General features: G+C 66.0%; 26 protein-coding genes and 2 pseudogenes. 5 read left to right on the forward strand and 23 right to left on the reverse strand.

Translation table 11 applies throughout. The features are described from left to right. Positions 1–85 precede the first annotated feature (85 nt). The 5 genes and pseudogenes from AC27L4_RS04395 to AC27L4_RS04415 form a co-directional block, all read right to left on the reverse strand. Positions 86–796 carry a hypothetical protein gene (locus AC27L4_RS04395; RefSeq protein WP_487140727.1) on the reverse strand — a complete coding sequence of 237 codons (711 nt, stop codon included), beginning with the start codon at positions 794–796 and terminating at the stop codon, positions 86–88. Further along, positions 793–1,707 carry a hypothetical protein gene (locus AC27L4_RS04400; RefSeq protein ID WP_487140728.1) on the reverse strand — a complete coding sequence of 305 codons (915 nt, stop codon included), beginning with the start codon at positions 1,705–1,707 and terminating at the stop codon, positions 793–795. The genes AC27L4_RS04395 and AC27L4_RS04400 overlap by 4 nt, the downstream gene beginning before the upstream one ends. A gap of 555 nt (positions 1,708–2,262) precedes the next feature. Further along, entirely contained in the window at positions 2,263–2,388 is a 126-nt protein-coding gene (locus tag AC27L4_RS04405; protein WP_487140730.1) for a hypothetical protein, read from the reverse strand. A 562-nt stretch (positions 2,389–2,950) separates the two neighbouring features. Beyond that, positions 2,951–3,727 (reverse strand): annotated as a pseudogene (locus tag AC27L4_RS04410) (IS5 family transposase). 230 nt (positions 3,728–3,957) lie between these two features. After that, a complete protein-coding gene (locus AC27L4_RS04415; protein ID WP_487140731.1) occupies positions 3,958–4,392 on the reverse strand; it encodes a tetratricopeptide repeat protein in 435 nt (144 codons plus the stop codon). Between the two features lie 331 nt (positions 4,393–4,723). On the opposite strand from AC27L4_RS04415, the gene AC27L4_RS04420 reads away from it, so the two are divergent. Next, positions 4,724–5,862 (forward strand): IS3 family transposase gene (locus AC27L4_RS04420; protein WP_487140732.1). Its coding sequence is split into 2 segments (ribosomal slippage): positions 4,724–4,991 and positions 4,991–5,862, totalling 1,140 coding nucleotides; the frame shifts between segments, so codons are not numbered across the junction. 381 nt (positions 5,863–6,243) lie between these two features. Here AC27L4_RS04420 and AC27L4_RS04425 read toward each other — a convergent pair. The 6 genes from AC27L4_RS04425 to AC27L4_RS04450 all read right to left on the reverse strand — a co-directional run bounded on the left by AC27L4_RS04425 (position 6,244) and on the right by AC27L4_RS04450 (position 12,024). Then, on the reverse strand, positions 6,244–6,633 hold the full coding sequence (locus AC27L4_RS04425) for a hypothetical protein (protein ID WP_487140733.1): 390 nt from the start codon (positions 6,631–6,633) through the stop codon (positions 6,244–6,246). Between the two features lie 948 nt (positions 6,634–7,581). Beyond that, complete coding sequence (locus tag AC27L4_RS04430) at positions 7,582–9,099, reverse strand: hypothetical protein (protein WP_487140734.1); 1,518 nt, start codon at positions 9,097–9,099, stop codon at positions 7,582–7,584. 736 nt (positions 9,100–9,835) lie between these two features. Further along, positions 9,836–10,372: an SMI1/KNR4 family protein gene (locus AC27L4_RS04435; protein WP_487140735.1), complete on the reverse strand. Its 537-nt coding sequence runs from the start codon at positions 10,370–10,372 to the stop codon at positions 9,836–9,838. Beyond that, the gene (locus tag AC27L4_RS04440; RefSeq protein WP_487140736.1) at positions 10,353–11,084 is read right to left on the reverse strand and encodes a hypothetical protein; all 732 of its coding nucleotides are present in this window, start codon (positions 11,082–11,084) and stop codon (positions 10,353–10,355) included. Before AC27L4_RS04440 ends, AC27L4_RS04435 begins: the two co-directional genes overlap by 20 nt. Positions 11,085–11,099: 15 nt before the next feature. Continuing rightward, complete coding sequence (locus tag AC27L4_RS04445; protein ID WP_487140737.1) at positions 11,100–11,378, reverse strand: hypothetical protein; 279 nt, start codon at positions 11,376–11,378, stop codon at positions 11,100–11,102. Positions 11,379–11,805: 427 nt separating this feature from the next. Continuing rightward, positions 11,806–12,024, reverse strand: coding sequence for a hypothetical protein (locus tag AC27L4_RS04450; protein WP_487140738.1), 219 nt, complete (start codon positions 12,022–12,024; stop codon positions 11,806–11,808). Positions 12,025–12,181: 157 nt separating this feature from the next. Between AC27L4_RS04450 and AC27L4_RS04455 the strand changes: the two genes are divergently transcribed. Together AC27L4_RS04455 and AC27L4_RS04460 are read left to right on the forward strand one after the other, a co-directional pair. After that, positions 12,182–12,832 (forward strand): HD domain-containing protein, encoded by a 651-nt coding sequence (locus AC27L4_RS04455; protein WP_487140739.1) that lies wholly within the window; start codon positions 12,182–12,184, stop codon positions 12,830–12,832. Between the two features lie 116 nt (positions 12,833–12,948). Beyond that, complete coding sequence (locus tag AC27L4_RS04460; protein WP_487140740.1) at positions 12,949–13,614, forward strand: MT-A70 family methyltransferase; 666 nt, start codon at positions 12,949–12,951, stop codon at positions 13,612–13,614. Between the two features lie 2 nt (positions 13,615–13,616). Here the strand turns inward: AC27L4_RS04460 and AC27L4_RS04465 are convergent, their stop codons facing one another. From AC27L4_RS04465 to AC27L4_RS04515, 11 genes and pseudogenes are all read right to left on the reverse strand, one after another. Next, on the reverse strand, positions 13,617–14,420 hold the full coding sequence (locus AC27L4_RS04465; protein WP_487140741.1) for a BglII/BstYI family type II restriction endonuclease: 804 nt from the start codon (positions 14,418–14,420) through the stop codon (positions 13,617–13,619). A gap of 186 nt (positions 14,421–14,606) precedes the next feature. Beyond that, positions 14,607–14,666 (reverse strand): annotated as a pseudogene (locus AC27L4_RS04470) (VOC family protein); the annotation flags it as partial. Positions 14,667–14,772: 106 nt separating this feature from the next. Continuing rightward, positions 14,773–15,714, reverse strand: a complete 942-nt coding sequence (locus tag AC27L4_RS04475) for an acetamidase/formamidase family protein (RefSeq protein ID WP_487140742.1) — start codon at positions 15,712–15,714, stop codon at positions 14,773–14,775. 159 nt (positions 15,715–15,873) lie between these two features. Further along, positions 15,874–16,005, reverse strand: a complete 132-nt coding sequence (locus AC27L4_RS04480) for a hypothetical protein (RefSeq protein ID WP_487140743.1) — start codon at positions 16,003–16,005, stop codon at positions 15,874–15,876. 80 nt (positions 16,006–16,085) lie between these two features. Next, positions 16,086–16,508, reverse strand: coding sequence for a group III truncated hemoglobin (locus AC27L4_RS04485; RefSeq protein WP_487140744.1), 423 nt, complete (start codon positions 16,506–16,508; stop codon positions 16,086–16,088). Positions 16,509–16,604: 96 nt separating this feature from the next. Beyond that, positions 16,605–17,294, reverse strand: a complete 690-nt coding sequence (locus AC27L4_RS04490; RefSeq protein WP_487140745.1) for a 5-formyltetrahydrofolate cyclo-ligase — start codon at positions 17,292–17,294, stop codon at positions 16,605–16,607. Between the two features lie 29 nt (positions 17,295–17,323). After that, positions 17,324–17,791 carry a PAS domain S-box protein gene (locus AC27L4_RS04495; RefSeq protein ID WP_487140746.1) on the reverse strand — a complete coding sequence of 156 codons (468 nt, stop codon included), beginning with the start codon at positions 17,789–17,791 and terminating at the stop codon, positions 17,324–17,326. Continuing rightward, positions 17,788–18,954 carry a cystathionine gamma-synthase gene (metB, locus tag AC27L4_RS04500; RefSeq protein ID WP_487140747.1) on the reverse strand — a complete coding sequence of 389 codons (1,167 nt, stop codon included), beginning with the start codon at positions 18,952–18,954 and terminating at the stop codon, positions 17,788–17,790. The genes AC27L4_RS04495 and metB overlap by 4 nt, the downstream gene beginning before the upstream one ends. A 26-nt stretch (positions 18,955–18,980) precedes the next feature. Next, positions 18,981–19,613, reverse strand: coding sequence for a peroxiredoxin (locus AC27L4_RS04505; protein ID WP_487140748.1), 633 nt, complete (start codon positions 19,611–19,613; stop codon positions 18,981–18,983). Positions 19,614–19,657: 44 nt separating this feature from the next. Continuing rightward, positions 19,658–21,370 carry an assimilatory sulfite reductase (NADPH) hemoprotein subunit gene (cysI, locus tag AC27L4_RS04510; RefSeq protein WP_487140749.1) on the reverse strand — a complete coding sequence of 571 codons (1,713 nt, stop codon included), beginning with the start codon at positions 21,368–21,370 and terminating at the stop codon, positions 19,658–19,660. A 10-nt stretch (positions 21,371–21,380) separates the two neighbouring features. Beyond that, positions 21,381–23,198 (reverse strand): assimilatory sulfite reductase (NADPH) flavoprotein subunit, encoded by a 1,818-nt coding sequence (locus tag AC27L4_RS04515; protein WP_487140750.1) that lies wholly within the window; start codon positions 23,196–23,198, stop codon positions 21,381–21,383. Positions 23,199–23,333: 135 nt separating this feature from the next. Here AC27L4_RS04515 and AC27L4_RS04520 point away from each other — a divergent pair, with 135 nt between their 5' ends. Then, positions 23,334–24,230: a LysR family transcriptional regulator gene (locus AC27L4_RS04520; protein WP_487140751.1), complete on the forward strand. Its 897-nt coding sequence runs from the start codon at positions 23,334–23,336 to the stop codon at positions 24,228–24,230. Between the two features lie 149 nt (positions 24,231–24,379). Next, positions 24,380–24,679, forward strand: coding sequence for a hypothetical protein (locus AC27L4_RS04525; RefSeq protein WP_487140752.1), 300 nt, complete (start codon positions 24,380–24,382; stop codon positions 24,677–24,679). Between the two features lie 56 nt (positions 24,680–24,735). Here the strand turns inward: AC27L4_RS04525 and AC27L4_RS04530 are convergent, their stop codons facing one another. Continuing rightward, on the reverse strand, positions 24,736–25,326 hold the full coding sequence (locus AC27L4_RS04530; RefSeq protein ID WP_487140753.1) for a class I SAM-dependent methyltransferase: 591 nt from the start codon (positions 25,324–25,326) through the stop codon (positions 24,736–24,738). Between the last annotated feature and the right edge of the window lie 274 nt (positions 25,327–25,600).

A 25,600-nucleotide genomic window follows, 5' to 3' on the forward strand; every position in this document is an offset into this window, starting at 1 on the left:
TGCCGGCGACATCGGCGTGGTAGCGGTTGGCCTTGGCGACGAAGTCGTCCTGGAGGACGCGGCCATCCTCCAGGATGGAGTAAGCTCATTCTGGCTCGGCAAGGCCGATCAATCGGAGTTCCTGCAATCCCTTTAAAAGTGGATCACGTTTTGCCTTTGCTGCGCCAAGAGGGGCCACCAGCACGATATCGGGGGCTCGGCCAGCTAGAAATTGGTTGATGACGAATGGCCAAAGCTTGATCGATGAACCGAGGCGCTCCTCCCAGCCCGGCGTCGCTACCTGCAGGGCACGTTCGCGCGTCACCACGACCTGGGATTCTGGGTCGCGTCTTACAAGAGGCGCAGGAACACTCTCAAGATCGAATTCCTTGAAACGAGCCCGACTGATGTCGAGCGCCCAGTCTACAGTTGAGTAAAACTTCTTTCTGTAATCGTCAAATGGCTTCTGCTTAGGATTTTCGAAAGTTGATATATCAGCTGCAGTGTTGATTTTTATCTTTCCAATATCTCCAGACAGTACCACGCGATCCAAATACGGACTCCATACGATGAGCAGATCATTTGTTCTGAGATTGTTTATTGTGACATTCGACAGAATCGTTGGTCCGGTCTCGCATCCATTGACGGAACAATTTTCCAGAACGACATTGCGAACCGTTGTCATTCGATCGATTCGCTCGGTGAGCGAGATGGCGCAATGCGTAAATTCGCACCCCTCAAACCGCATGTTTTGCAACAGAAGCTTGTCGCCCCTGTCGAACAGTCCAAAAAATCTCTTGTCCTTGAATTCATTCATGGCGGAAACACCAGGTTGGGAGGCAAGCCAGGATGTATCACGTACTCCGTATGCGATCCATATGGCCGTGCCAAATGGTTTGCCTTCGAGGCTTCGGTGGTGATGTCTAGAAGATGAATATTCTGCCCCTCATAGCCGAAGAAGTTCGGTGTTGAAACAAAAGGACGAGATTGGTAAGAGAATAAATTACTGAGAGTGGAATCTTTTCGAATATAGCGAGCTACTAAACGTTCCACAGCTTTACCGTAGCTGGCTGGCGCTAAATTGGTCCCCTTAACTAGGTGTTCATAGCTGCCATTGCTCATCACAGCTTTAGCCAGATAGGGGGTGATCGCGAGGTCGGACACGACTTGGTCTGCGACACTTTGGAGGACGGCTCTGGTGTCAAGAGGTATGCTTTCCGACGGTACCGAGTCGGAAATTTTTACCGATCCAAGGAGCTTGGGGGTCTTGGTAAAGATGTCGCCGAGGTAGCCGACGCCCTTGCCGAGCACAGGACCCGCCGCGCCACCCGCCAGTCCGAATCCCGTCCCCTTGACCACTGCCCCGACATCGCCGGGATAGCGGACGGCCGCGTCGACGCCGCCGATGCCGGCCCCGGTGAGCGCTCCCGCAAGCATCCGTCCGGCGATCGGCGCCACGCTGACGCCGAAGGCGGCCGGCGCCGCCATCACGGCGGGGATGGTGCCGGCGACGGCCCCGGTGATGTTGGCGCCGGCGTTGACGACGGGGTGCTCTGCGGCGAACCCGGCGTCCTTCCGCTCCTGCTGCTTGAGCGAGTTGGCGTAGCGCTCGGCCCAGGTCTCGCCCTGAAGCTGGTCCTCGGGTGAGAACCAGCCGTTCATGACCGGGGCCAGCGTCGCGTTCGTCGCGGCGTCGGCGCGGTTGAGCGCGCCGCCGACGATGGGCACGCCGGTCGCCACGGCGCGGACGAGCCCGTTGAGGAGTCCAGGTGCCTCAGGTGGAGGGGAAGGGGATGCCTCGTTGACATGGTCGACCAGGTGCTGCCGATCGAGGAACTGACCTGCCGGCTCGCGCGGGAACAGCGAGCCCGATACGGAGAGCGGCGGGCCGGGAGGCTTTGACGCGGTTGGGAGCGGCGAGGGCTTGGCGACGGGCGGCGCCTCGGCCGCTGCTGGCTTTGCCAGCCCCTCGGCCCGTGGCGAGAGGCGCCGGTGGCGCAGGGCCGGTCGGGGAAGCGGGCGGGGCGCCGCCGAGGCGTCCCGCGGAGGCCCCGGCCGGATCATTGCCGTCCGGTCGGCCCCACCTCGCCAGGGCCTGCGCGGCCGCTGCCGGCTGGCCGATCGCGAGGGAGAGGGCGTTGGCGATGTGGTCGGCGCGGGCCTGGTCGCGGCCCTGGCGGACATGGGCGGCAATGGCGGGTCCGAAATGGGCCAGGACCTCGTCGAGATCGAGGTCGGGGTTCTCCCGGCCGGTGTCGCGGATCGAGACGGCGTCCTGGCCGATCAGCCGGGCGAGATGGCGTCGGCGGCGTCCCGGGCCTGGGCTTCCTGGGCGGCGGCGAAGCGCCGGAAGTCGGCCTCGGCCCGCGCCAGCCGCTCGGGCGGGGTGAAGTCGGGAATGCGGGGCATGGGGGGCTCACGAGGACGGGCGGCCCGGCCGGGCGCCGGCATGGCGCCAGCGCGGCGGGCGCGTGGGCGAGCGGATGGCGGCGCCCGGATGCGGGCGCGCCGGTGCGGCCTCGGGACGGCGGTCCGGAGGGTGGGGGGCAGTGGCGGCGGAGCGTGGTCAGTGGCTGAGCGGGGAAGGCGGGCTCGCCCGGCGAAGGGCGGAGGTCAGGTGAGCCTGCGGCGGCAGCGCCGCATGTCGAGGGCAGGGGCGGTCATCGTCGCGATGGAGGCGGGATCGGGCTGCAGGCGAGGGGCCGCATGCCATGGAGCCGCGCCGCGGGTGATAAGGTCGGCAGATCGCAAGGGAGGAGGATGGATGCTGGCGCCGGTCCGGGCGCAACACCGCATGGTCCGAATTTGCCGATGCGAAGGCCGGGGGCAACGGTGCGGGGGCAAGCTCCCGGTCTCCCCGTTGTCAGCGTCGAGTCGATTGCCCACATGGCATTCGCGATGGGCATGCACGGCGTGGGCCGTGGGTACTGCGCCACCCGAGGCGGGGCGAGCCCGCCTCGGGCGTCGGAGCTTAGGGCGTCGACTCATAAACTTTGGCACCATATTTTTGCTGCGATGAGCTTTACGGCTGCGAGAAAGTTCTCGGGCCGCTTGTCATATCGGGTTGCGATGCCTCGGAACTGCTTGATCCTGTTAAAGAAGCGCTCCACGAGGTTGCGCTGCCGATAGACCCAGGGCGAGAAGACAAAGGAGGCCTTGCGGTTTGACTTCGGCGGGATGTTGGCCCAGGCCTTGCGCTCGGCGGCCTTGGCCCGAATGGCATTGTTATCATACCCCTTGTCGGCCAAGAGGATGGTTCCCTCGCCGAGTTGATCCGTCAACGCGTCGGCCTCGGTGCAGTCGGCGATCTGCCCGCCGGTCAGACGGAGGGTGACGGGACGGCCTTCGGCGTCCACGAGCGCGTGGATTTTGCTCGTAAGTCCGCCGCGGGAACGTCCCATGCCGCCATCCTCGCCATCCCCCTTTTTCCCGTGGCCGCATGCTGGTGAACGCGGACACAGCTGGAGTCGATCATGACGATGTCACCATCGTAAGCTTCCGAAACCGCTTCCAGAAGCCGGTCCCAGACCCCGGCTTTCCGCCAGCGGACGAAGCGGTTGTAGCAGGTGGTTGGTGGACCGTAGCGCTCCGGGATTTCTGACCAGGGCGAACCAGTCCGAAACCGCCAGAGAATGCCATTCAGCACACGCCGGTCATCCACACGGGGAACACCGCGCGGTTTGTTCGGCAGTCGCGGCGAAAGAATTGACCATTCATGGTCCGTGAGTTCGTGGCGACGGCGCGTCATCAAAGACTTCCCTGTTCGGAAACCTTGAATCACGCCTCGCCATAAACACCAAACCATTTTATGAGTTTACGCCCTAGTCTCTCTTATAGCATATCGCTGGCTTGTCGATGCCGTCCTTGAACAATATCAATTTTCCACATTCGAGATAGATGTAGGTGTCATACACATGTGATTTTTCCCATTGTTTTATCTAAATATTTACAGTTCTTTGGGGAATATTGAATTTTGCATTATATATTAGTTACACTCTTTAGAAACGCAAGATACTTTGGGTTTTCTGATTCAAATATGTCATATCCATCGCCCATGTAAGCTCGAATCAGTTCATTGGCTGCGGCGTCCTTCTCCCCGGCATCGAGTAAAACTTGACCATAACGCAGGTGTAGAAAAGGATTCCCAATCGCGTTAGGGCAAGTCATTGCATATTCTAAAGCTTTCCTTGCCGAAATGTGTCTTCCGGAGAGAAAGAATGCGTCTGCAATTGCCGCGAGAATCCAGGTTGAGGCATTCCATTTGTTTTTCGGATTGGGAATAAGTTTCCATGCGTTGTTGTATTCGATAATGGATTTATTTAGATTTCCTTTGTTAAAATAATGTTGTCCACTTTCGCAATATTCCTTTATGCGATCGAATGTTGCGTCGTCTATTTCGTTGTTTTCTTCCATAGAGATTATTCCTCTGTTGATTCAAAGTTTGGGGTCGGTAATAAATATTTTTGACGAAGCTTTGCCCCGGAGGATCGATTGATGGAGCTTGGCTGTAGAGTGTAATTGCTTGGATCTGGCATAAATTTTCGAACTTCTGGCGTTTTAGATCCATAAGTAATTCCGATTTTATTCCACCATGTAACAGCGTCGACTTGATGCGCCATGTCGATTTTTCTGTCAATAGGAATCCACGTTCCATCTGGGAGAGCCGGCTCGGGAAATTTGGACAGGCCAGATAAGTGGAGTTCGGCCCTGGACGTGGCATAAGATGCCAAGGGCAGGAGCGATGATGACGAGACGAGCACGCCGCAACCATACGCCGGCGTTCAAGGCGAAAGTAGCCTTTGCGGCGATCAAGGGTGACAAGACGCTGAACGAACTGGGCCAGCAGTTCGACGTTCACGCCAACCAGATCGCGCAATGGAAGGCCCAGCTTCTTGAAGGGGCTACCGGGGTATTCGGCGGGAGCGGCATGGTCGCGCCTGCTTCGCCCGCCGTTGATGTGAAGACGCTCCATGCCAAGAGCGGGGAGCTGACGCTGGACAATGATTTTTTGGAAGGAGCGCTCACCAAGGCCGGCCTGCTGAGCGCAAGGAAATGATCGACCGCAAGCACGCTCTGCCGATCAGCCGCCAAGCCACGGCTTTGGGGCTCAGCCGGAGCAGTGTCTACCATCTGCCCCGGCCGGTTCCACCGGGCGATCTTGCTCTGATGCGGCGGCTCGACGCGTTGCATCTTGAGTATCCCTTCGCCGGCTCTCGCATGCTGCAAGGCCTTTTGGCTGCCGATGGATTGAGAGCGGGGCGCCTTCACGTCTCGACGTTGATGAAGCGGATGGGGATTGAAGCGATCGACCGGCGGCCAAACACCTCGAAGCCGGCAGAAGGACACAAGATCTATCCCTATCTCTTGCGCAAGCTACCTGTGACCCGGCCGAACCAGGTCTGGGCGATGGACATCACCTATATCCCGATGCGCCGGGGCTTTGTCTACCTGGCGGCCGTGGTGGACTGGTTCAGCCGCCGCGTCCTGTCCTGGCGGCTCTCGATGACGATGGAGGCGGACTTCTGTATCGAGGCGGTCGAGGAAGCTCTGGCGCGCCATGGCAAGCCGGACATCTTCAAGACCGATCAGGGCAGCCAGTTCACCAGCGAGGCCTTCACCAGCCTGCTGATCGAAAATGGCGTCAGGATCAGCATGGATGGCAAGGGCGCCTGGCGCGATAACGTCTTTGTCGAACGGATCTGGAAGTCGGTCAAATACGAGGAAGTCTATCTGCACGCCTACGACACCGTGCCCGACGCCCGCGCCTCGATCGGCCGATACCTGACCTTCGACAATACCCGCAGACCCCATTCGAGCCTTGACCGGAAGACACCTGATCAGGCCTACTTCAACAAGCCAACCCCAATCCCGGCGGCGGCATAATACGGGCCGAAACCCACTTATCCGGCAGCTTCAGCTGTCCAAACAAACCGAGCCGGCACTTCCTCGGCGGGAGCGTGGTCGCGCGAAACGATGGTCGGTGGAAGCGACGAGGTGATCGAAGCGTGGATTGGGGGGCAGGGCTGTTCAGTTCTCAACACAGGCCTTTGATTTCGAGCAATTGTCCAGTTAATCTTGCTTCGGCTGTGGAATCTTCGGTCCTGTTTAGCGCATCCCATTTGGTTCGCGGTACACCAGCTTGTGTTGAGAATGAGAGTGTTCCCATCGCGAGCTGTCTGCTTGATTGGGATGTCGAAGGGTATTGAAATATCAGATATAAGTTATGTTGCAGATCATTCGGTGAATTTTTCTATAAATATTATTCTAAAGCTGGGCGAGGATTTGCGCTCTTGTGTCTTTTGTAGAATATAGAAAATCAATTAGATGATCAATGTTCTTTGTGATGTCGGAGTTGCTAATGGAGCATTCAAAAGTCTTCCCGTCTGGAGTCCAGGCATAGGCAAATGTGTGCTGATTGGTTTCGTTGTTCAGGTATATTTTCTTAGTTTGATTTAAATAATTAATGATTGTGTCAATCCATTCTGGATAAATTATATCATCTTCATACTGATTGAAGTCTGATTGCAAATTATTGTTGATTTGATTCCAGAAATCAACGAAAAACAGCCATTCTGACACGCCAGGATCGAGCGCCAAATCACTCTCGATGTTGCCCTCAACAGTGTCCAAGATACGAAAGTAGGAGCCATGCATGACTAATCCGTATTGTTGAAGTGGGTCAATGCTCGCCGTATGTCTGCGGGAACCCCAGTTTGCGTCGAGCCGCGAGATTTAACAAGTGGGACATTTGTGGGGATTGGTTTCCCGAATTGATCGAGATAGGTTGTTGGGCCTTTGATATTGGTGTCCTCAATCCTGAAGTAGTTTCCCGAATTGTCGTAGACAACCTGTCTGCCTGTGACGGGATTATAGTATATCGTTTTGCCGGAATTCGTGTATCGGATGGAAGGTGTTGGGCCGGCGATGAGAGCGATTGTCTCTTTAAGTGATGCGCTCCCATGCATCGTTCCGAATCGTGTTGCTCTATTTGCACCTGCAGGATTGAAGACAGGTGCTTGAGGCGCGACTTGGGGGGCGCCTGACCCACTGACCGTTGTCGAGGCCGGCGGTGCGTTCGTTTGATGACTCTGCGTTGGCGAGGGGGCCGACGCTGGAGGCGGCGGCGCGGCTGCTGCTCGCGAGCCGGCAGGTGCTCCAATTGCTCTCCTGGCGGCGATGCCGCCAAGCATCCCAACGCGCATCGTCGCCTGGGGTCGGACAGCAGTGCCTGAGCGAGGATGTCGTACTTCCGGATGACGGCCCATCGCTCGCCAGGGCCCTTGGCGGCATCCAGCTCGGTTTTGAAGGCGAACTGTTGCTCCCGGTCGAGATTCCCCTTCATCTCGGAGTGGGCCGACAGGGCGGCATCGACATACGGTTCGGACGCCAGGCCCTTCAGCCCGGAGGGGAGGAGCGCGAGTGTGACGCCTGGGGTATCAAAGGCAGGGATGATGCTCCGCGCCAGTTGCGACGCCCGGTCGGCGTCACCGTGCCGGGCCGCGTATTCCATCGCGATCATCGATGGGCCGAAAGACCGCCCGTCGAGAGTGCGGAGATTGATCAATTGGGCCAGCGTGCTGCCGTGCCGGCTGCCGACGCCGATCATCGTGTCGGCGATGGCCTTGAACTCCTTGATTTCGGCGGCGTCGCGCGGGTCGAGATCGGACCTTTGCGCCAGCAGGTCGATGTACTTGGTGTCGCGCTTGATGAAGGTGGCGGTGACCGCATAGTCGATCGCCTTGTCGAGCAGCGGGCGCGATCCCTTGGCTGCATCGCCGAGCTTGCGCGTGTCGTCCTGGAGCACGGCGTCCGGAGTTCTGCTGAAATCCTTGACCGGCTTACCCGCCACCAGGCCCGGCGCGACCTCGGAGTCGCCCGGCTCCGCCGCCGGGGGGCCGGGGGCGGGACCGACTGGCCGGTTGGGCTCTGTTGCGGTGCTGCCTCGCGTGGCGTGTCCGCGGTGGCGCTGCCAGTGGAGTGTTGGGAGGATTCCCGTTCGTCGACGCGCCGCAGTTGCTTCATGAACGCGGCTTCGAGCGAACGCTGCGGCGGCAGGCCCGCTGCGAGCGGCGGGCCGGGAGGTGTTGGCGCGGTTGGGAGCGGCGAGGGCTTGGCGACGGGCGGCGCCTCGGCCGCAGCCGGTTGGCCGGTCGCGAGGGAGAGGGCGTTGGCGATGTGGTCGGCGCGGGCCTGGTCGCGGCCCTGGCGGACATGGGCGGCAATGGCGGGCCCGAAATGGGCCAGGACCTCGTCGAGATCGAGGTCGGGGTTCTCCCGGCCGGTGTCGCGGATCGAGACGGCGTCCTGGCCGATCAGCCGGGCGAGCCTGGCGCTGGTGTCGGCGGCGCGACGGATGTCGTCCTGGCGGGTGAGCGCGGCCTTGGCGGCGAGCTGCTCGATCACGGGGAAGGAGGCGGAGGGGTGCAGCCCGCGGAAATAGTCCATCGCCACGGCCTGCCCGCCGTCGGCGAGCGGGGGGAGGCCGCGCATCGACAGTGGGGTGATAGGGTCGTCGCCAGCCCCGCCGACCAAGACGGGTGCGCCGGCCAGGCCGGGGGCGTCGGGCGCGCCGCCATCGGTCGTCGGCCCCGTCTGCCAGATCGCCTGGCGCCGGTGGGGATCGGCGAGCAGGGCATTGCCCTGGGCCAGGGCGATTCTGTCGGGCAGGCCGGCGACGCGGCTCTGCCGGATGGCCGGCGGCAGGTTGGGATTGCTGCGGTTGGCGCCGTAGAGCGCCTCGATCGCCGCGTCGCGCCGAGCCGGATCGCTGTGCCGGGCGGCGGTGTCGAGCAGCTCCGCGTCCTCGGCATCCTGCAGGGCGCCGTGATGGCGCAGCTTCTCCGTGGTCTCGGCCTGGCCGAGGGGGCCGGCGAGCCGGTGTTCCAGGGCGAAGATCTGCGGCGACAGGCGCAGCCTTGCCTCGGGCGGCCAGGCGCCGGCCATGGCCTGGGCGTCGGCGCGGTATCGGTTGCGGAAGGCGGTGGTGACGCCGCCGCCGCCGGGCGGGATGGCGTCGGCGGCGTCCCGGGCCTGGGCTTCCTGGGCGGCGGCGAAGCGCCGGAAGTCGGCCTCGGCCCGCGCCAGCCGCTCGGGCGGGGTGAAGTCGGGAATGCGGGGCATGCGGGCTCACGAGGACGGGCGGCCCGGCCGGGCGCCGGCATGGCGCGAGCGCGGCGGGCGCGTGGGCGGGCGGATGGCGGCGCCCGGATGCGGGCGCGCCGGTGCGGCCTCGGGACGGTGGTCCGGAGGGTGGGATGGGGCAGCGGCGGAGCGTGTCAGTGGCTGAGCGGGGAAGGCGGGCTCGCCCGGCGAAGGGCGGAGGTCAGGCGGGCCTGCGGCGGCAGCGCCGCATGTCGCGGGCAGGGACGGTCATCGTCGCGATGAGGGCGGGATGGGCCGCCATGCGGGCCTCTCCCGGCATCGGGATGCGGGCCCGCCCAGAGCCTGATCGAGGTCACGTTGGAATGGCTGGGTCCGCATGCCGCGGACGCTCAAGCGGGGGGCAGATCGCAGGGGGGAGGAGGATGGATGTGGGGCCGGACGCAGCACCGCACGGTCGGAATATGACAAACACCGGGCGGTGCGGTCAACGGGATGGGGGCGAGCTTCAGGTCTCTCCGTTGCCGCGTTGAGGCGATTTGCCCATGCTGGCGCCACAGTCGCCAGCGCTACACGCATCGCCATCGAAATCGTGCCCAAGCTGCCCAATCAGGTCGGCTTTGTCGTCTCCCAACAGTCTTCTCCCATGCCAAATTTATCATGCTCCTCACAAGGAAGCTCCTACGTTTGTCGTAGGCCTCAATTCAGACTCAAAATTTGTAAATTAATGGAATTCGTCTCTGGCAACTATATTTTATTATAAATATTTATTTTTTAAATCATCTAGGGTCAATTGATCATATGCACGCATTGATTGAAAGAATTCCAGAAAGCTTTCGTATTCATCAACCAAATCATCTTGAAACAAAAATACACGAGATTTTCCGGAGACATGATGTTTTCTCATAACGTATAGAACTGGGTCGTCGGGGGTGGCGCAAATTGGGAAAATATCCTCGAGATTTAGTGAGTATTTTCTCAGAATATTGTTGTCATCAAGTTTATGTATTGTTTTCAGGGCGCTGAGATAGCGTTCTGAGCCAATATAATCTCTCGTTCCGAATAGATCTGCGAGTTCTGCGCTGGTGAATAGATTCCATCCATCCGCGTGTGTGAGGAAATTGGCATAATCATTATCAAATTTAAATCCAATTTCATTCTCGGTTTCAATTATATCTGATAGTTTTGCTGAAACGTTTGGAAATTTATATGGGAATAAATTGGTTTTATCTAAGCTATCAATTTGTTGCTTGATGACAACGGTTTGAACGATCTCAAGTTTCCAGTCGGTCATATTCAATTCTCCTCTGTGTCTCCAAACTCAAATCGAGTCGGTTTGTAACCGAGAGGATACTGCCTGGCGCTATTTCATGAACAGATGCCCCAGCTTTAGGGGCCGTGAACACAACCGGCCCTTCGAGGAGTAGTGCTGATTTTGGAGAAGCAGAAGGCGAAGAGAACTCAGCGGAGGATAGGGGGAGGACGTCAGGCGTTTCCCTAGCCAGCGCAACTCTCGTTGGCTGCCTGCCGCTTTGTTCCAGTCGCTGGCCAGGGACGGATGATGGCGGATCGTTAAGTGGTGAAACTGGACCGGGCTTGGAGTCGTTCGCTGGCGGCTCGCCGCCGCCATCCTGCGAGGCTCCTCGCTTGCCAAGCTGCGCAGCGGTCAGAAAGCTCGAGGCGAGGACGGCCAGATCGAGACCGTATTTGCGGGCGATGGCCATGCGCTCGCCGAAGCTCTGGGCCGTATCCCACTCGGTGGTGAAGGCCAGCCGCTGCTCTGTTTCGGCGCGTGCCTGTGCCTTGGCGTGGGCGAGGTCGGCGGATCGCATGAACGGTTCCGCCGTCATGCCGCGCAGGCCCGACAGAAGTGTCAGCATCTCGGAGGTGGTGGGGTCGTCGAAGGTCGCGGCGATGCCGTTCGCCAGCTCCGTTGCTTGCCCGACATCGCCGTGCCGGGCCGCGGCCCCCAATGGCGACCAGTTGCGCCGCGAGCGGGATGCCACGTTCGGCCCGGCTGTCTACAAGCGTCTTGAGCGGACTGGGCGCCATGCCTTGTCGCGCGAGCATCCTGTCGGCGATGGCCTTGATCTCTCTGATCCTGGCGGCGTCGCGCCGGCCATGGCCTGGGCGTCGGCGCGGTACTGGTCGCGGAAGGCGGTGGTGACGCCGCCGCCGCCGGGCGGGATGGCGTCGGCGGCGTCCCGGGCCTGGGCTTCCTGGGCGGCGGCGAAGCGCCGGAAGTCGGCCTCGGCCCGCGCCAGCCGCTCGGGCGGGGTGAAGTCGGGAATGCGGGGCATGGGGGCTCACGAGGACGGGCGGCCCGGCCGGGCGCCGGCATGGCGCGAGCGCGGCGGGCGCATGGGCGAGCGGATGGCGACGCCCGGATGCGGGCGCGCCGGTGCGGCCTCGGGACGGTGGTCCGGAGGGTGGGATGGGGCGGCGGCTGAGCGTGGTCAGTGGCTGAGCGGGGAAGGCGGGCTCGCCCGGCGAAGGGCGGAGGTCAGGCGGGCCTGCTCAGGGCCTGATCGAAGTCACGATGACGGAAGGGCGAGGGTCCGCATGCCGCGTCCCCTTGCTGCGGGTGACGAGGTCGGCGGATCGCAGGGACGGAGGACGATGGATGTCGGGCCGGTCCGGGCACAGCACCGCATGGTCAGAATCTGCCAAAGACAGGCGTCGGGGTCAACGGGATGGGGGCAGGCCGCCGCCCGGCCGGGCTCTCCCTCAATGCGGTCGCGGGCCTGCGACCTCGCCCTGGTCCGGCTTCACCCGGCCGCGGACGAAGCCCCGCGAGAGAGCGCCGGCGAGGCGGTCGATCTCGGTTTCGAGGTGGCGGATCATTACCAGAAGAGCACGCACGGCGGCGCGCGGGTCGCCGTCGCAGGCCGCGATCGCCTCGTCCACGGCGGCGTCCAGCGTCCCGATTTCATTGCTTCCGGTCATGGGGACGTCCTTGTCGTCGGGAAGTCCGGCGGCCGCCCGCCGGGCCCCGCGGTTCTAGGTCGGACAGGGCGGCGGAGTCTATAGAAATGTTCCATTTTTGTTCTTGATCGGAACCCTGTGCCGACCTAGCCTTGCGCAATCCGATCCAGGAGGCGCCATGCCAGCCACCACCCCCTCCATACCGGACGAGACGCCGATCCCGGCGGAGCGGCCTGGCGCCGCTCTCGCCGCGGAGCGGCCTGATGCCGCTCTCGTCACGGAGCGGTTCGACGCCGCCCTCGTCTTCGCCAGCCGGCTGCATCGCACGCAACTGCGCAAGGGCACGGCGATCCCCTATGTCGCGCATCTGATGGCGGTCTGCGCCCTGGTGTTGGAGAACGGCGGCACGGAGGACCAGGCCATCGCCGCCCTGCTGCACGATGCGGCGGAGGACCAGGGCGGCGAGGCCACCCTGGCGCGGATCGATCGGGAGTTCGGGCCTGCGGTGGCACGGATCGTCGCCGACTGCACCGATGCCTGGGTCGAGCCGAAGCCGCCCTGGCGCGCCCGTAAGGAGGCCTATCTCCGGCACCTGCCGGAAAAGCCCGCGGCCTCGCTGCTCGTCTCCCTCGCCGACAAGGTCCACAACGCCCGCTCGATCCTGGCCGACAGGCAGGCGGTCGGCGAGCGGATCTGGAGTCGCTTCACCGGCGGGCGCGAGGGCACGCTGTGGTATTACGGCGCCCTCAGCGAGGTGTTCCTGGCGCGCATGCCCGGCCGGCTGGCGGCTGACCTCGCCGCCGCCGCCGGGGCGCTGCGGGCCGGCTGATCCCGGCCGGCGCACCGGGGCTGCAAGTTGGACTGGAAAACGCGATGCACGGCAGTGTCCGATCGCCTCGGGACGTCTAAGATGCCCGCTGCACAACCCCGAGACGGAAGAGATTCGTGCTAGCCAAGGCCGAAGCGCAGACGCCATCCGCCGATCTTCTCGCCCTGGTTCGCGGCCGGCGGTTCTCGACCATCATGGCGGACCCGCCATGGCGCTTCCAGAACGCCACCGGCAAGGTGGCGCCCGAGCACAAGCGGCTCAACCGCTACGGCACGATGACGCTGGCCGAGATCCAGGCGCTGCCCGTCGCCGGCATCGCCGCCGACACCGCCCACCTCTATTTGTGGGTGCCGAACGCGCTGCTGCCCGAGGGGCTGGCCGTGATGCAGGCCTGGGGCTTCGCCTACAAGTCCAACGTCGTCTGGCACAAGATCCGCAAGGACGGCGGCTCGGACGGGCGCGGCGTCGGCTTCTACTTCCGCAACGTCACGGAGCTGATCCTGTTCGGCGTCCGCGGCCGCAACGCCCGCACGCTGGCGCCCGGCCGCAGCCAGGTCAACATGATCCAGACCCGCAAGCGCGAGCATTCACGCAAGCCTGACGAGCAGTACGAGGTCATCGAGGCCTGCTCGCCCGGTCCCTATCTCGAATTGTTCGGGCGCGGCGTCCGCAAGGGCTGGACCACCTGGGGCAACCAGGCCGACGAGAGCTACGAGCCGACCTGGAAGACCTATGCGCATCATTCCCAGGCCGGCCGCGGCCGCATCCTGGCCGATGGATAGCCTCACGCGTCGAGCTTCGCATCGGGCTCCGAGGCCTCGCCCTCGTCGATCAGGCGCTCGACCACCGCGTCCGGCTCGCCGAAGGTCACCAGGCTCGCGGGCAGGCCGATGAGCAGCAGCGGGCAGGGATTGCCGACACCGCGCTGCACCCTGTCCTCCAGCTTGCGCCAATGGGTCGTGGCGGCGCCGAACTTGTCCTGGACGAAGGAGGCGGCCCAGGCCTGGGCGAAGGAGACGCCGCCGCGCCGGCGCCGGTCATAGTCGGCGAGCTGGCGCCGGGTCGGGCTGAGGCCGATGCGCTCGAGGTCGGCCGGGCTCTCGATTCCCTTGTCGGCGGCGAAGCGCTGCACCATGGCGCGCATCTCGTTCTGCAGCGACACGCCGCGGGTGATCAGGATGCCGACCGAGATCGCTCCGTCGGCGTGCAGGCGCTTGTAGTTCTCCAGGTCGCGATCGAAGAACGGGTCCTTGTTGTTCCATTCGATCTCCAGCGCCAGCGTCCCGGCCGGGAAGCGGGCGATGTGGTCGACCTCGTGCGAAATCGACTCGCGCGCCACTCCGTCGATCGTCCGCTGCACCTCGAACTTGTGCTTGCGCCAGCCATGCTCGTGCAGGGCGCGGCGCAGGCGCTGCGTGCCCTTGGTCTCGCCGCCGCCCGAGCCGACGATCTCCTCGATCGGGATGGTGGCGCCGCGCAGGATCGCCTCCAGTTGCGCGCCGATCTCGGGAAAATCGACACTCAGGATCGCTTTGGCATGGGAATGGAACTCGACCTGGAAGCCATCGGCGCGCAGCGAATCGAACATGAGCCCGATGGTAGGAGCGGGCAGGGCGCCTGTCATCGCCCGCCGGGCAGCGGCGGCCGCTCGACCTGGGCAAAGTCGGCGAAGGCGCGCAGGGCCGGGCGTATCGGCCGCCGACCGGGACAGTGGAGACAGAGGCCCGGAAAGCGCCGGCGCCGCTCCCCGCCGCGCGCTTCAGCCGGCCGGCTGCTACGGCAGGTTGAGCTGCCAGGAGACGCCGTAGCGGTCGTTGACCCAGGCGAAGCGCCGGCTGAAGCCGGAACATCAGGAAGGGGTGGATCGTGTGCAGCGTTTGGCTGAAGCCCGCCCGGAGGGCGATGCCGCTCGGCGCCGACGTGGCCGGACCGCAGCCCTATCATGGCCCGGCCAGCCAGCTTCCGCCGCTGGCCGGGCGCTTCAGCCAGGATTTCGAAAGCCGGCAAACCACGGAATAGGCGGGATTGAACACGTTGGCGACGTCGTAGCGGACGGTCTGGCCGAGCAGGTGGCTGGCTGCGGTCTGGTCGAGGCCGAAATCCTCGCCCAGCCAGTGCAGCATCTCGGTGGTCGCGTGCTGCAGCGCCTGGTCGAGCGGCCGGGCATTGCCGACGGTGAAGATGTCGGTGGCGGTCTCGCCGCGCGGCCAGCCGAACTTCGCATGCTTGCGCAGGCTCACGGTGAACTCGATCTCGAAGCTGGTCTCGATGCCGGTGCCGGCGATCTCGCCGTCCCCCTGGCAGGCGTGCCCGTCGCCGAGGAAGAACAGCGCGCCGGCCGTGGCCACCGGGAAGGCGGCGGTCGTGCCCGGCCCGAAGCCGCGATAGTCCATGTTGCCGCCATGTTCGCCGCTGGTGGCGGTCGAGATCGCCTGGCCGAGCGCCGGCGCCACGCCGAAGCAGCCGATCATCGGCGCCAGCGGCAGGACGAGGTCGGCGACCGCGGCCGGCGCGTCGATGAGCCGGGCGGTGCCGGCCTGCCGATCGATCGCCCACAGCACTTCCTGGCGCTCCGGCAGCCGCGCCACCGCGCCCGGCTCGACCACGTTGGCGGCCAGCACCGAGAACGTCCAGCCCGTGTCGCGCGTCGGGGTCATCCGGTCGATCCGAACCAGCAGCGCATCGCCGGGCTCCGCGCCCTCGACGTGGAAGGGGCCGGTCATCGGATTGCCGCGCCGACCGCGCTGGGCGTTGTCCTGGTCACGGCCGGCCGCGTCGAGCGTGGTCGTCACCACGGTGTCGCCGTCGCCGATGGTCAGGACCGGGGCGAGGCTGGCCAGCACGTTGGAATAATGGGATGGCGTGAACCGATGCGTCGCCATGGCGGCCTCCTGCGCTTAACCACACAGGGCAAGGTCTGCCAGATCCGCCGGCGTCGGCAAAGCCCCTGTTGCGGATCGAGGACGGATCTGGCGGGGCGGAGTGTCCGCCCCGCGAGGTGGCTCCTGGCGGCTATTGCGCCTGGACGCGGAGCTGCCCCTTCATCTGCGGGTGGAAGCGGCGGCGTCCAGGCGGATCCCGTCGGCCGCGGCGTCGAATTCGGTGATGACACCGGTCGCGACGCTCGGCGCCGTATCGAAGTTGCCGTCGCCGTGCGCCTCGAGCGTTCGCACGTGAAGACGTCGCAGGCGATCGACAGGCTGAACGCCATCTCCTCGACCACGTCGCCGGCAGGGGATGAGGCCTGACGTCTTTACGATCGCCGGGAATGGCGCGGCGTGACGAACCGGCCCTGCGTGCTGCCGACGGCGAGCTCGAAGCTGTCGGCAATGCGGCGGGCGCGGTCGACGAACAGCTCCGCCGCCTCCGCCGGCAGCTCGGCCGCGGCCGTCGCCTCGAACAGGCCGAGCCAGCGGTCGAAATGCTGCGGGCCGATCGGCAGCGCCAGATGCGGCGCCAGCGGCCGGCCGTTGTAACGCCCCGCCTTCAGCATCACCGAGGCCCAGAAGTCGACGAGCTTGGCAAGATGCTCCGGCCAGTCGTCGACGGCCTGGTCGAAGATCGGGCCGATCAGCTCGTCGCGTCGCACCGCCGCGTAGAAAGCGTGCACCAGCCGCCGGATGTCGGCGTCGGTGACGAGGGGGCGGTCGACCGCCGCGGGGCCGCTTCCATCCATGTTCAGGCCATCTCCCACCGGGGCGAGCCCGGCGACGTTCCAAGCAGGGTCTCTCGAACCTGCTTGCAGTTGCAAGTTTGAGCCACGAGAAGCTGCTCAGGTGGCGCGGCCGTCGACAACCGATTGCTCGGTGACGATCGCATCCATTGGGATGTCGTGGGCCAGCGGGTGGATCGTCCGGATCGCCTGCTGGACATAGCCGACGCCCACGACATAGGGCTTCTTCGGCAGGGCTGCCAGCGTCCGGTCGAAATAACCGCCGCCATAGCCGAGGCGAAAGCGCGAACCGTCGAAGCCGACCAGCGGGGCGAGCACGATGTCGGGCGTGACCTCGGTGCCGCCCTTTGGCACCGGGATATTCCAGAAGCCGCGCTCCAGCAGCTCGCCGGGCTTCCAGCTGCGGAAAGCCATCGGTGCGTGTTTCTCCACCACCAGGGGAAGGGCGCAGGTCGCACCGCGCTCGGTGGCGGCACCGAGCCAGGCCCTGAGGTCGGGTTCGCCGCGCATGGGCCAGTAGAGGCTGACTACCCGCCCGGCGAGATCGGGCAACAGCGCGTCGAGGTGGCGGGCGATCCGTGCCGCGTGCTCCACCCGCACGGGCGACGGCAACTGCATGCGCTCGGCGATCAGCCGCTCGCGCTCGCCCTTGCGCCAGCGCAGGATGGCGCTGCGCTGCTCCGGAGGCGCCACCGCCACCGCCTCACCCATGCCCGGCGCAAGCTCGTGCATGAGACAGGCCGGCGAGGCATAGCCCTCGCCGGCTTCGTCGGCGTCCCTGCCGTCCATCGCCCATCCTCCTGTCCGTCAGCCGCGCTTCAGGTCGCGATTGCATCGGCGGCCAGGGCCTTGATCGCCCGCCGCAGCGACTTCAGTTCCTCGAAGCGCCGGGTGACGTCGCGCATCACCGCCGCCATGCCGAACGCCTCTCCGACCCCGTCGCGCAACAGCGCGACCGTGAACTCGACCGAAATCCGGCGGCCGTCCCTGGTCATCGCCGGCACGGCCAGGACGTCGCCTTCGCCGTAGCGGCTGTGGCCGGTGGCCATGACGCGGTGATAGCCCTGCCAGTGCCGTTCTCTCCACTCCTCCGGGATGACGATGTCGAGCGACCGCCCGAGCGCTTCGTCGCGCTCGAAGCCGAACAGCCGTGCCGCCCCGAGGCTCCAGAAGCGGATGATGCCGGCCCGGTCGGTGGCGACGATCGCTTCCGGGCCGTCCAGCAGGGCCTGGACGAGCGCCGGCGCCTCGAAGCCGGCGGGATCGGGAGGTGCGGCGGCGGTCATGATGGTCCTCCTCCCGCGGCGTCCAGGGCCTGCGCCAGGTCGTCGAGCAGGTCGGCCTCGCCTTCGAGGCCGATCGACAGGCGCAGCAGCGTGTCCGCGATCCCGGCCGCGCGGCGCGCCTCCGCGCCCATGCCGACATGGGTCATGGTGGCGGGATGGGCGACCAGGCTCTCGATGCCGCCGAGGGATTCGGCCAGGGTGAAGACGCGGACGGCCTCGACGAAGCGCCGGACGGCACCGGTGCCGCCGGCGATCTCGAAGCTGAGCATGGCGCCGAAGCCGCGCTGCTGCGCCGTCGCCACGGCATGGCCGGGATGCGAGGGCAGCCCGGGATAGTGCACGGCCGCCACCTGCCGGTGGCGCGCGAGGAAGGCGGCAACGGCGCCGGCATTGCGCTGCTGGTGCTCGATCCGCGGGAACAGCGTGCGCACGCCGCGCAGGGTCTGGTAGGCGTCGAAGGGCGAGCCGGTCACGCCGGTGACATTGGCCCAGGCGGCGAGGTTCGCCCCGTCCTCGGCGCGCGCCGCCACCACCGCGCCGCCGACCACATCGGAGTGGCCGTTGAGATATTTCGTGGTCGAGTGGATGACGAAATCGGCGCCGAGCCCGATCGGCTGCTGCAGGGCCGGGGACAGGAAGGTATTGTCCACGGCCAGTTCCGCCCCGGCGGCCTTGGCCTTGCGGGCGATGGCGGCGATGTCGACGACGCGCATCAGCGGATTGCTCGGCGTCTCGACCAGCACCAGCCTCGGCCGGGCGGCAAGGGCCGTGTCGAGCGCGGCTTCGTCGCTCTGGTCGACGAAGGTCACCTCGAACTGCCCCTTCGCCGCGCGCAGACCGAGCAGCCGGTAGGTTCCGCCATAGCAGTCGTGCGGCGCCACGACGCGCTCGCCCGGCTTGAGCCGCGACAGCACCAGGTCGACCGCCGCCATGCCGGTGGCGACGATGATGGCTGCCGCGCCGCCTTCCAGCTTGGCGAGCGTGTCGGCGAGCAGGTCCCGGGTCGGGTTGCGCGTCCGTGAATAGTCATAGGCGCGCGGCCGGTCGAAGCCTTCGAACGTGTAGCTCGAGGCCAGGAACAGCGGCGGGGCCACCGCGCCGTGGGCGGTATCCTGGCCGATGCCGTTGCCGGCGGCGATTGTTTCCAGCGATTTCCGCGACATGTCGGCTCTCCTCTCCCGCTCGTCCGTCAGCCCTGCAACTCGACCAGGCGCAGATAGGGGCGTTGCGCGGTCCAGCCTTGCGGGAAGCGCTCGCGGGCCGCGGTGTCGGACAGGCTCGGCGAGATGATCACCGCCTGCCCCGGCCGCCAGTTGACCGGCGTCGACACGGCCTGCGCATCGGTAAGCTGCAGGCTGTCGATGACGCGCAGGATTTCGGCGAAGTTGCGGCCGGCGCTCGGTGGATAGGTCAGGCTCAGCCGGACCTTCCGGGCGGGATCGATCACGACCACCGCCCGGACGGTGACGTTCGGGTCGGCGTCGGGGTGGATCATGCCGTAGAGGCTGGCGACCTTGCGGTCGGCGTCGGCGAGCAGCGGGAAATTCAGAGCGTGGCCCTGGGTCTCGGCGATGTCCTTGTCCCAGGCGGCGTGGGCGTCGAGCGGATCGACGGAAAGGCCGATGACCTTGACGCGCCGCCTTTCCCATTCCGGCTTGAGGCGCGCGACCTCGCCGAGTTCGGTGGTGCAGACCGGCGTGAAGTTGCGGGGATGGCTGAAGAGCACGCCCCAGGCCCCGCCGAGCCAGTCGTGGAAGCGGATCGGTCCATGGGTGCTGTCCTGGACGAAATCGGGGGTGGTCTGACCGAGCTGGACCGACATTGGAAAGTCTCCTTGCCTTGCATGCTGATCGCGGCCGGGCCGGATCAGCGGTTCGTGTCCGGTGGGGCGGTGCGGATGACGAAGTCGCCGAAATGCTCGTTGTCCAGCCGCTCGCGCGCGAACGCGCCGAGCCTGGCGTCGAGCTCGGCGAGGATCGCTTCCTCCCCGACATTCTCCAGCTGCATCCGGTTGAGGCGCTGGCCGTGGAAGCCGCCGCCGAGATAGAGATCGTAGCGGCCGGGTGCCCGACCGGTCAGCCCGATCTCGGCGATGTAGGGGCGCGAGCAGCCGTTCGGGCAGCCGCTCATGCGGATGGTGATCGGTTCCTCGGTCAGGCCGTGGCGCTCGAGGATCGACTCGATCCGCGTCACCAGGGCCGGCAGGTAGCGCTCGCTCTCCGCCATGGCGAGGCCGCAGGTCGGCAGCGCCACGCAGGCCATGGAGTTGAGGCGCAGGGCGCTCTCGCGGTTGAGGCTGCCGAGCCCGTTCTCGGCCAGCAGCGCCTCGATCTCGCCGCGCCGGTGCTCCGGCACCTCGGCGATCGTCAGGTTCTGGTTCGGCGTCAGGCGGAACCTGCCCTGGTGGACGCGGGCGACGGCTCGCAGGCCGTCCATCAGGGCGCGGCCGGGCCGGTTGGCGATGCGCCCGTTCTCCACGAACAGCGTGAGGTGGTGCAGGCCGTCCTCGCCGGTCTGCCAGCCCAGCGCGTCGCCGTTCGAGACGAAGCGATAGGGCCGCGCCGCGCCGAGCGGGAAGCCGAGCCGCCGTTCGATCTCCTCCTTGATCCAGGGCAGGCCGCGATCGTCGATCGTGTACTTGAAGCGGGCATGGGCGCGGTCCTTGCGGTCGCCGTAGTCGCGCTGCAGGCCGACCACGGCGTCGCACACCGCCAGCACCTGGTCCGGCTCGACAAAGCCGATGACGTCGGCGAGGCGCGCATAGGTCGACGGGGTCCGGTCGACGCGGCCCATGCCGCCGCCGATGGCGACGTCGAAGCCCTCGAGGCCGGTCGCGCCGGCAATGGCGATGAAGCCGAGATCCTGGGCGTAGACGTCGATGTCGTTGACCGGCGGGATGGCGAAGCCGATCTTGAACTTCCGCGGCAGGTAGGTGCGGCCGTAGAAGGGCTCCTCCGGCTCGGAGGTCGCCACCCGCTCCTCGCCGTACCAGATCTCGTGATAGGCCCGCATGCGCGGGATCGCATGGTCGCTCGCGCGCCGCGCCAGCTCGTAGACCTCGGCATGCAGCGCCGACAGATGCGGGTTGACCGAGCACATCACGCCGCGACAATCGTCGCCGCAGGCGGCGATGGTGTCGAGGAGCACGGCGTGCAGGCCCTGCAGCGTCGGCTTGAGGTCTTCCTTCAGCAGCCAGTGGAACTGGAAGGTCTGGCGGGTGGTCAGCCGCAGCGTCTCGTGCCCGTAGGCGCGGGCGAGCTCGTCGAGCTTCAGCCATTGCGCCGGCGTGCACACGCCGCCGGGCAGGCGCACCCGGGCCATGAACTGGTAGGCCGGCTCGAGCTTCTGGCGCCGGCGCTCGTCGCGAAGATCCCGGTCATCCTGCTGGTAGATGCCCTGGAACTTCATCAGCTTGGTGTCGTTCGGCGAGACCGCGCCGGTGAGCCGGTCGGTCAGGCTGTCGAGGATGGTGCCGCGGAGCTGGTCGCTGCCGGCCTTGAGGCTTTCGTCGGGGCCGAGCCGGTCGAGCGGCTGCGACAGGTCGCGGCTGCGGTCGGCGGGCGAGAGCAGGGCTGCCATGGCGGTGTCCTCAATACACGTCACGATGGTAGCGGTCGTCTCGTTGCAGACGCTGGAGATAATCCTCCGTCGCATCGGCGCCGAGGCCGCCCTGCGTCGCCACGATGCTGGCGAGAGCCAGATGGACGTCGGGGGCGAAGCGGGTCGCATCGCCGCAGACATAGAGATGGGCGCCATCCTCCAGCCAGGCGAAGACGTCGCGAGCCTGCTCCTTCAGCCGGTCCTGCGCGTAGACGCGGCCCTGGCGGTCGCGCGAGAAGGCGACGTCCATGCGGGTGAGCAGGCCGGCCCCGAGGAGCGCCTGCCACTCGGTCTGGTAGAGGAAATCGGTGCGGAAATTCCGTTCGCCGAACACGAGCCACGAGCGGCCTGGAGCGCCGCGCGCCTCGCGCTCCTGCATGAAGGCGCGATAGGGCGCCACCCCGGTGCCGGCACCGATCATGATGATCGGCACGTCGTCGGCCGGCAGCCGGAAATATGGAGTCTTCCGCACATAGACCAGCACCCTCGTATCCGCGCCGCAGCGCTCGGCCAGGTAGCCGGAAGCGACGCCGCACCGGGGTTCGCCGTGCAGCTCGTAGCGCACGGTCGAGACCGTCAGGTGGACCTCGTCGGGAATGGCCGCCAGGCTCGAGGCGATCGAATAGAGCCGCGGCTGCATCGGCCGCAGGCTGGCGACGAAGCCGGCGGCGTCGATGCCCTGGACCGGGAAACGGCGGACCACGTCGACGACATGATGGCTGCGCGAGAAGGCGGCCCGTTCGTCGGCCTGGCTCAGCCGCTGCAGCGCCTCGGCGCCCGACAGGGTCGCCCAATGGTCGAGGAAGCGCGGGGTGAGGAGGCCGATCTCCAGCTCCGTCTCCAGGGCCTGGCCGAGCGGCATCGTCCGCCCCTTGAGTTCGATGGGCATCGAGGCGGCGAGATCGAGCCGGGTGAGGAGGGTTTCGACCAGGGCGGGATCGTTGCGCGCGACGATGCCGAGCGCGTCGCCCGGCTCGAAGCTCAGGCCGGAACCGTCGAGGGTGAGTTCGACATGCCGGGTTTCCTTCGACGACCCCCGGCCGGTGAGGGCAATGTTCTCGATGACCGCGGCTGGAAACGGATTGTGCTTGCCGAAGGATTCGGCGGGGTCGCCCGGCGTTGCTGGCCGGAGCGCGGCGGCCGGGGCGCGAGGCTGTCCGGGCGCCAGGGCGGCGAGGGCCTCGGCCATCCAGGCGGATGCCGGCTCGTCGTCGCCGATGTCGCAGTCGATGCGCGGCTGCAGCCGGATGGCGCCGAGCTCCTCGAGGCGCCGGTCGAGCCGCTTGCCGGCCTCGCAGAACCGGTCATAGGTCGAGTCGCCGAGCGCGAGCACGGCAAAGCGCAGGCCCGGCAGCTTGGGCGCCTTGCGCCCTTCGACGAACTCGAAGAAGCCCGCAGCCGGCTGCGGCGGATCGCCGTCGCCGTAAGTGCTGGTGACGATCAGCAGGTCCTGCTCGTCCTTGAGCTGCCGGGTCTTGTAGGCCGCCATGTCGTGGAGGGCGACGGCGAGGCCGCGAGCCCTGGCCCGTTCGGCGAGATCCGCGGCCGCGGCGGCGCCGTTGCCGGTTTCGCTGCCATAGAGGATGGTGAGGCTGCGGTCGGCGGCGCCGGCCGGCAGGCCGGGGACGGGAGGCTCGGCTTCGACGGCGGCAGTGGCTCCGCCCGCCGCGCGCGCACCGTGCTCGAGGCCGGCCAGGAAGCCGCTGACCCAGACGAGTTGCCGGGGCGAGAGCGTCGTCGCCAGAGCCGTGAGCTGCTGCCACTGCGCTTCGATCAGCCCCGGCCCCTGAAGTTCGGAAATGCTCATGCTCGAGGTCGGTCTCGTTTTTTGACAGGAAAAATACGGGGTTTATTCCATTTCCATCCTCATCGTGGCATTTGCGATCACTGCAGACAAACGCATTTTGATTGCAAATAAACGCAGAAAATTTCATATGAATCCATGGATATCGGATTGGCCCGGACCTTCCTGGAAGTGGCGGCCAGCGGCAGCTTCATCGCCGCGGCCGAGCGCATGCATCTGACCCAGACGGCAGTCAGCGCCCGGATCCGCACGCTGGAGGATCTCCTCGGCCGTCGCCTCTTCGTCCGCAACAAGGCCGGCGCCCGGCTGACGCCCGCCGGCGAGCGCTTCGTGCGCCACGCCACCACTCTGATCCAGGTCTGGGAAAGGGCACGCCACCAGGTCGCCCTGCCGCCCGGCCGCAAGGACGGCGTCAGTCTCGGTGGCGAACTCAGCCTCTGGCATCCGCTCCTGGCCGACTGGCTGGTGTGGATGCACGGCCATTGCCCCGAAGTTGCTCTGCGCACCGAAATCGACGCGCCGGCGCGCCTGCTCGACCGCGTTCAGGACGGCTCGCTCGACCTCGCCGTGCTCTACAACCCGCCGCAACGCCAGGATCTGGTTGCGGAACTCCTGGTTGAGGAAAAGCTGGTGCTGGTGACGAGCGCCGCCGACGGCGTGATGCACCCCGAGCACTATATTCATGTCGATTGGGGCCCGGCCTTCGCGGCGAACCACCAGGCCGCCTTTCCCGAGCTTGGCAGTCCCCCGGTGTCGATCTCGCTCGGGCCGCTGGCGCTGATCTACCTCCTGAGCGTCGGCGGCTCGGGTTATTTCCGCATCGGCACGGCGCAACCTTTCCTCGACGACGGCCGCCTGCGCCGGGTAGCCGGAGCGCCGGAATTCTCCCACTCCGCCTATGCCGTCTATGCCATGCAGCGTGAGGGGCGCGTCGTGGAGCGCGCCCGCGAAGGCCTGCGGCAGGTGGTGGCCGGGCGTGAACGGCCGGGTCTCGCGGCCGTCATCGCGCCACGCCCGTTTTTGCCCCCTCCCTGAGGTCGGCCGGGACCATCCGTCTTGGGGGCCGTCCCGACGAGACCCTCCACCGCCGTCGGGAACGCGACTGGGACGGCGGCCGGCTAATTGTCTCCTAACAAACCATCGCAATCTTCCCCGGCGCGCGTTGCTGCAAGGGAGGTTCGGCCGTGGCCCTCTTCACCATCCAGATTGGCGAAGTTGCCGTCCTCACCTTTGGCGCAAGGGATCTCGATGAAGCCCGGATCTACACGCAGGCGCCTCGCTTCCGCGCCGAGATCGGCGTTCTCGACCATGCCGACGCCCCGCTCTGGAACGGCCGCGCCCGTTTCCTGACGCGACAGGCGTCCGAGCCGGAGCGCGACCGTTGGCGGGCCTCCTACAGGCGCGCGGTGCGGCAGGGGGAAATCGTTCCGGACGAGCGCGGCTTCGGCCTTTTCCTCGTGCCGGTGACCTGCAGGCCCTGCTGAGCCGTACATCCCGGCGTCGGCTGTGGCCGCCGCGATCCCGGCGCCGCGACGGCGCCTCAGCTTCTCGCGGGTCCGCTCGCCCCTCGCCTGACGATACGGTAGACGGACGCTGGAGGCAGGTTGCGCAGCGTCGAGCCGACGCGCACGGCCTCGAGGCCGGCGCGTTCGAGGATCGCCCCGGGGATCGGGCAGGACGGGCCATAGGTGAACTGGTAGAAGGCGCCGCCGGCCCGCAGATAGCCGAAGGCGCCGCGCAGGATGGCGATGACCGTTCGCGGCGACATCGACAGCATCGGCAGGCCGCTGACCACCGCGCCGACGGTCGCGGCCTGGAACAGGGCGGCTTCGCGCAGACGCGCCGCGTCCATGCGGAGCACGCGGGCCTGCGGAAAGCGCCGCTCGAGCAGCAGCGCGAAATCAGGACCGGCCTCCACGAGCGTCAGATCCCGTTCCGCCACGCCCTGCTTCAGCAGCGCGTAGGTGAAGACGCCCGTTCCGGGGCCGAGCTCGACCACCGGGCCGGTCTCCGCCGAGAGGTCCCGGGTTATCAGGGCGGCGAGGGCCGGGCTTGACGGCGTGACCGATGCGACGCGCAGCGGAGCGCCGAGCCAGGCGCGGAAGAAGGAAAGGGCGTCGGAAACGGGCATGTCGGCAGTCCCTCGCGAAGGCATCGCATGCCGATCCCGTCGAGGCGTCGTCGGCCGGCAGTAGCGGCCTTCGGCGGCGGACTGGTCGGGAATCGGCCCGGCGATGCGTCTTCGATCGGCGATTCCTTGTCTCGATCGCATGGCTGGATTGCGGCAGCCTGTCATTCCACGAGCGGTGCCCCTGGTCGCTCGGGTCCGTCCGGCGCGCCTGCCCTGTCATTTCCATGGCGAGCATCTAATGTGGCAGCGATGAGTCCCGGCGCGAGCACGGCCG

The organism is Labrys sp. Lb11 (assembly GCF_057554225.1).

Coding starts and splice junctions, on each gene's coding strand:
- AC27L4_RS04405 (WP_487140730.1), bottom strand. CDS start 2,388: ATGCCCCGCATTCCCGACTTCACCCCGCCCGAGCGGCTGGCGCGGGCC.
- AC27L4_RS04445 (WP_487140737.1), bottom strand. CDS start 11,378: ATGCCCCGCATTCCCGACTTCACCCCGCCCGAGCGGCTGGCGCGGGCC.
- AC27L4_RS04520 (WP_487140751.1), top strand. CDS start 23,334: ATGGATATCGGATTGGCCCGGACCTTCCTGGAAGTGGCGGCCAGCGGC.
- AC27L4_RS04450 (WP_487140738.1), bottom strand. CDS start 12,024: ATGACCGGAAGCAATGAAATCGGGACGCTGGACGCCGCCGTGGACGAG.
- AC27L4_RS04435 (WP_487140735.1), bottom strand. CDS start 10,372: ATGACCGACTGGAAACTTGAGATCGTTCAAACCGTTGTCATCAAGCAA.
- AC27L4_RS04530 (WP_487140753.1), bottom strand. CDS start 25,326: ATGCCCGTTTCCGACGCCCTTTCCTTCTTCCGCGCCTGGCTCGGCGCT.
- AC27L4_RS04490 (WP_487140745.1), bottom strand. CDS start 17,294: ATGGACGGCAGGGACGCCGACGAAGCCGGCGAGGGCTATGCCTCGCCG.
- AC27L4_RS04395 (WP_487140727.1), bottom strand. CDS start 796: ATGAATGAATTCAAGGACAAGAGATTTTTTGGACTGTTCGACAGGGGC.
- AC27L4_RS04455 (WP_487140739.1), top strand. CDS start 12,182: ATGCCAGCCACCACCCCCTCCATACCGGACGAGACGCCGATCCCGGCG.
- AC27L4_RS04465 (WP_487140741.1), bottom strand. CDS start 14,420: ATGTTCGATTCGCTGCGCGCCGATGGCTTCCAGGTCGAGTTCCATTCC.
- AC27L4_RS04475 (WP_487140742.1), bottom strand. CDS start 15,714: ATGGCGACGCATCGGTTCACGCCATCCCATTATTCCAACGTGCTGGCC.
- AC27L4_RS04515 (WP_487140750.1), bottom strand. CDS start 23,198: ATGAGCATTTCCGAACTTCAGGGGCCGGGGCTGATCGAAGCGCAGTGG.
- AC27L4_RS04430 (WP_487140734.1), bottom strand. CDS start 9,099: ATGCCCCGCATTCCCGACTTCACCCCGCCCGAGCGGCTGGCGCGGGCC.
- AC27L4_RS04495 (WP_487140746.1), bottom strand. CDS start 17,791: ATGACCGCCGCCGCACCTCCCGATCCCGCCGGCTTCGAGGCGCCGGCG.
- cysI (WP_487140749.1), bottom strand. CDS start 21,370: ATGGCAGCCCTGCTCTCGCCCGCCGACCGCAGCCGCGACCTGTCGCAG.
- AC27L4_RS04415 (WP_487140731.1), bottom strand. CDS start 4,392: ATGGAAGAAAACAACGAAATAGACGACGCAACATTCGATCGCATAAAG.
- AC27L4_RS04425 (WP_487140733.1), bottom strand. CDS start 6,633: ATGCATGGCTCCTACTTTCGTATCTTGGACACTGTTGAGGGCAACATC.
- AC27L4_RS04485 (WP_487140744.1), bottom strand. CDS start 16,508: ATGGATGGAAGCGGCCCCGCGGCGGTCGACCGCCCCCTCGTCACCGAC.
- metB (WP_487140747.1), bottom strand. CDS start 18,954: ATGTCGCGGAAATCGCTGGAAACAATCGCCGCCGGCAACGGCATCGGC.
- AC27L4_RS04505 (WP_487140748.1), bottom strand. CDS start 19,613: ATGTCGGTCCAGCTCGGTCAGACCACCCCCGATTTCGTCCAGGACAGC.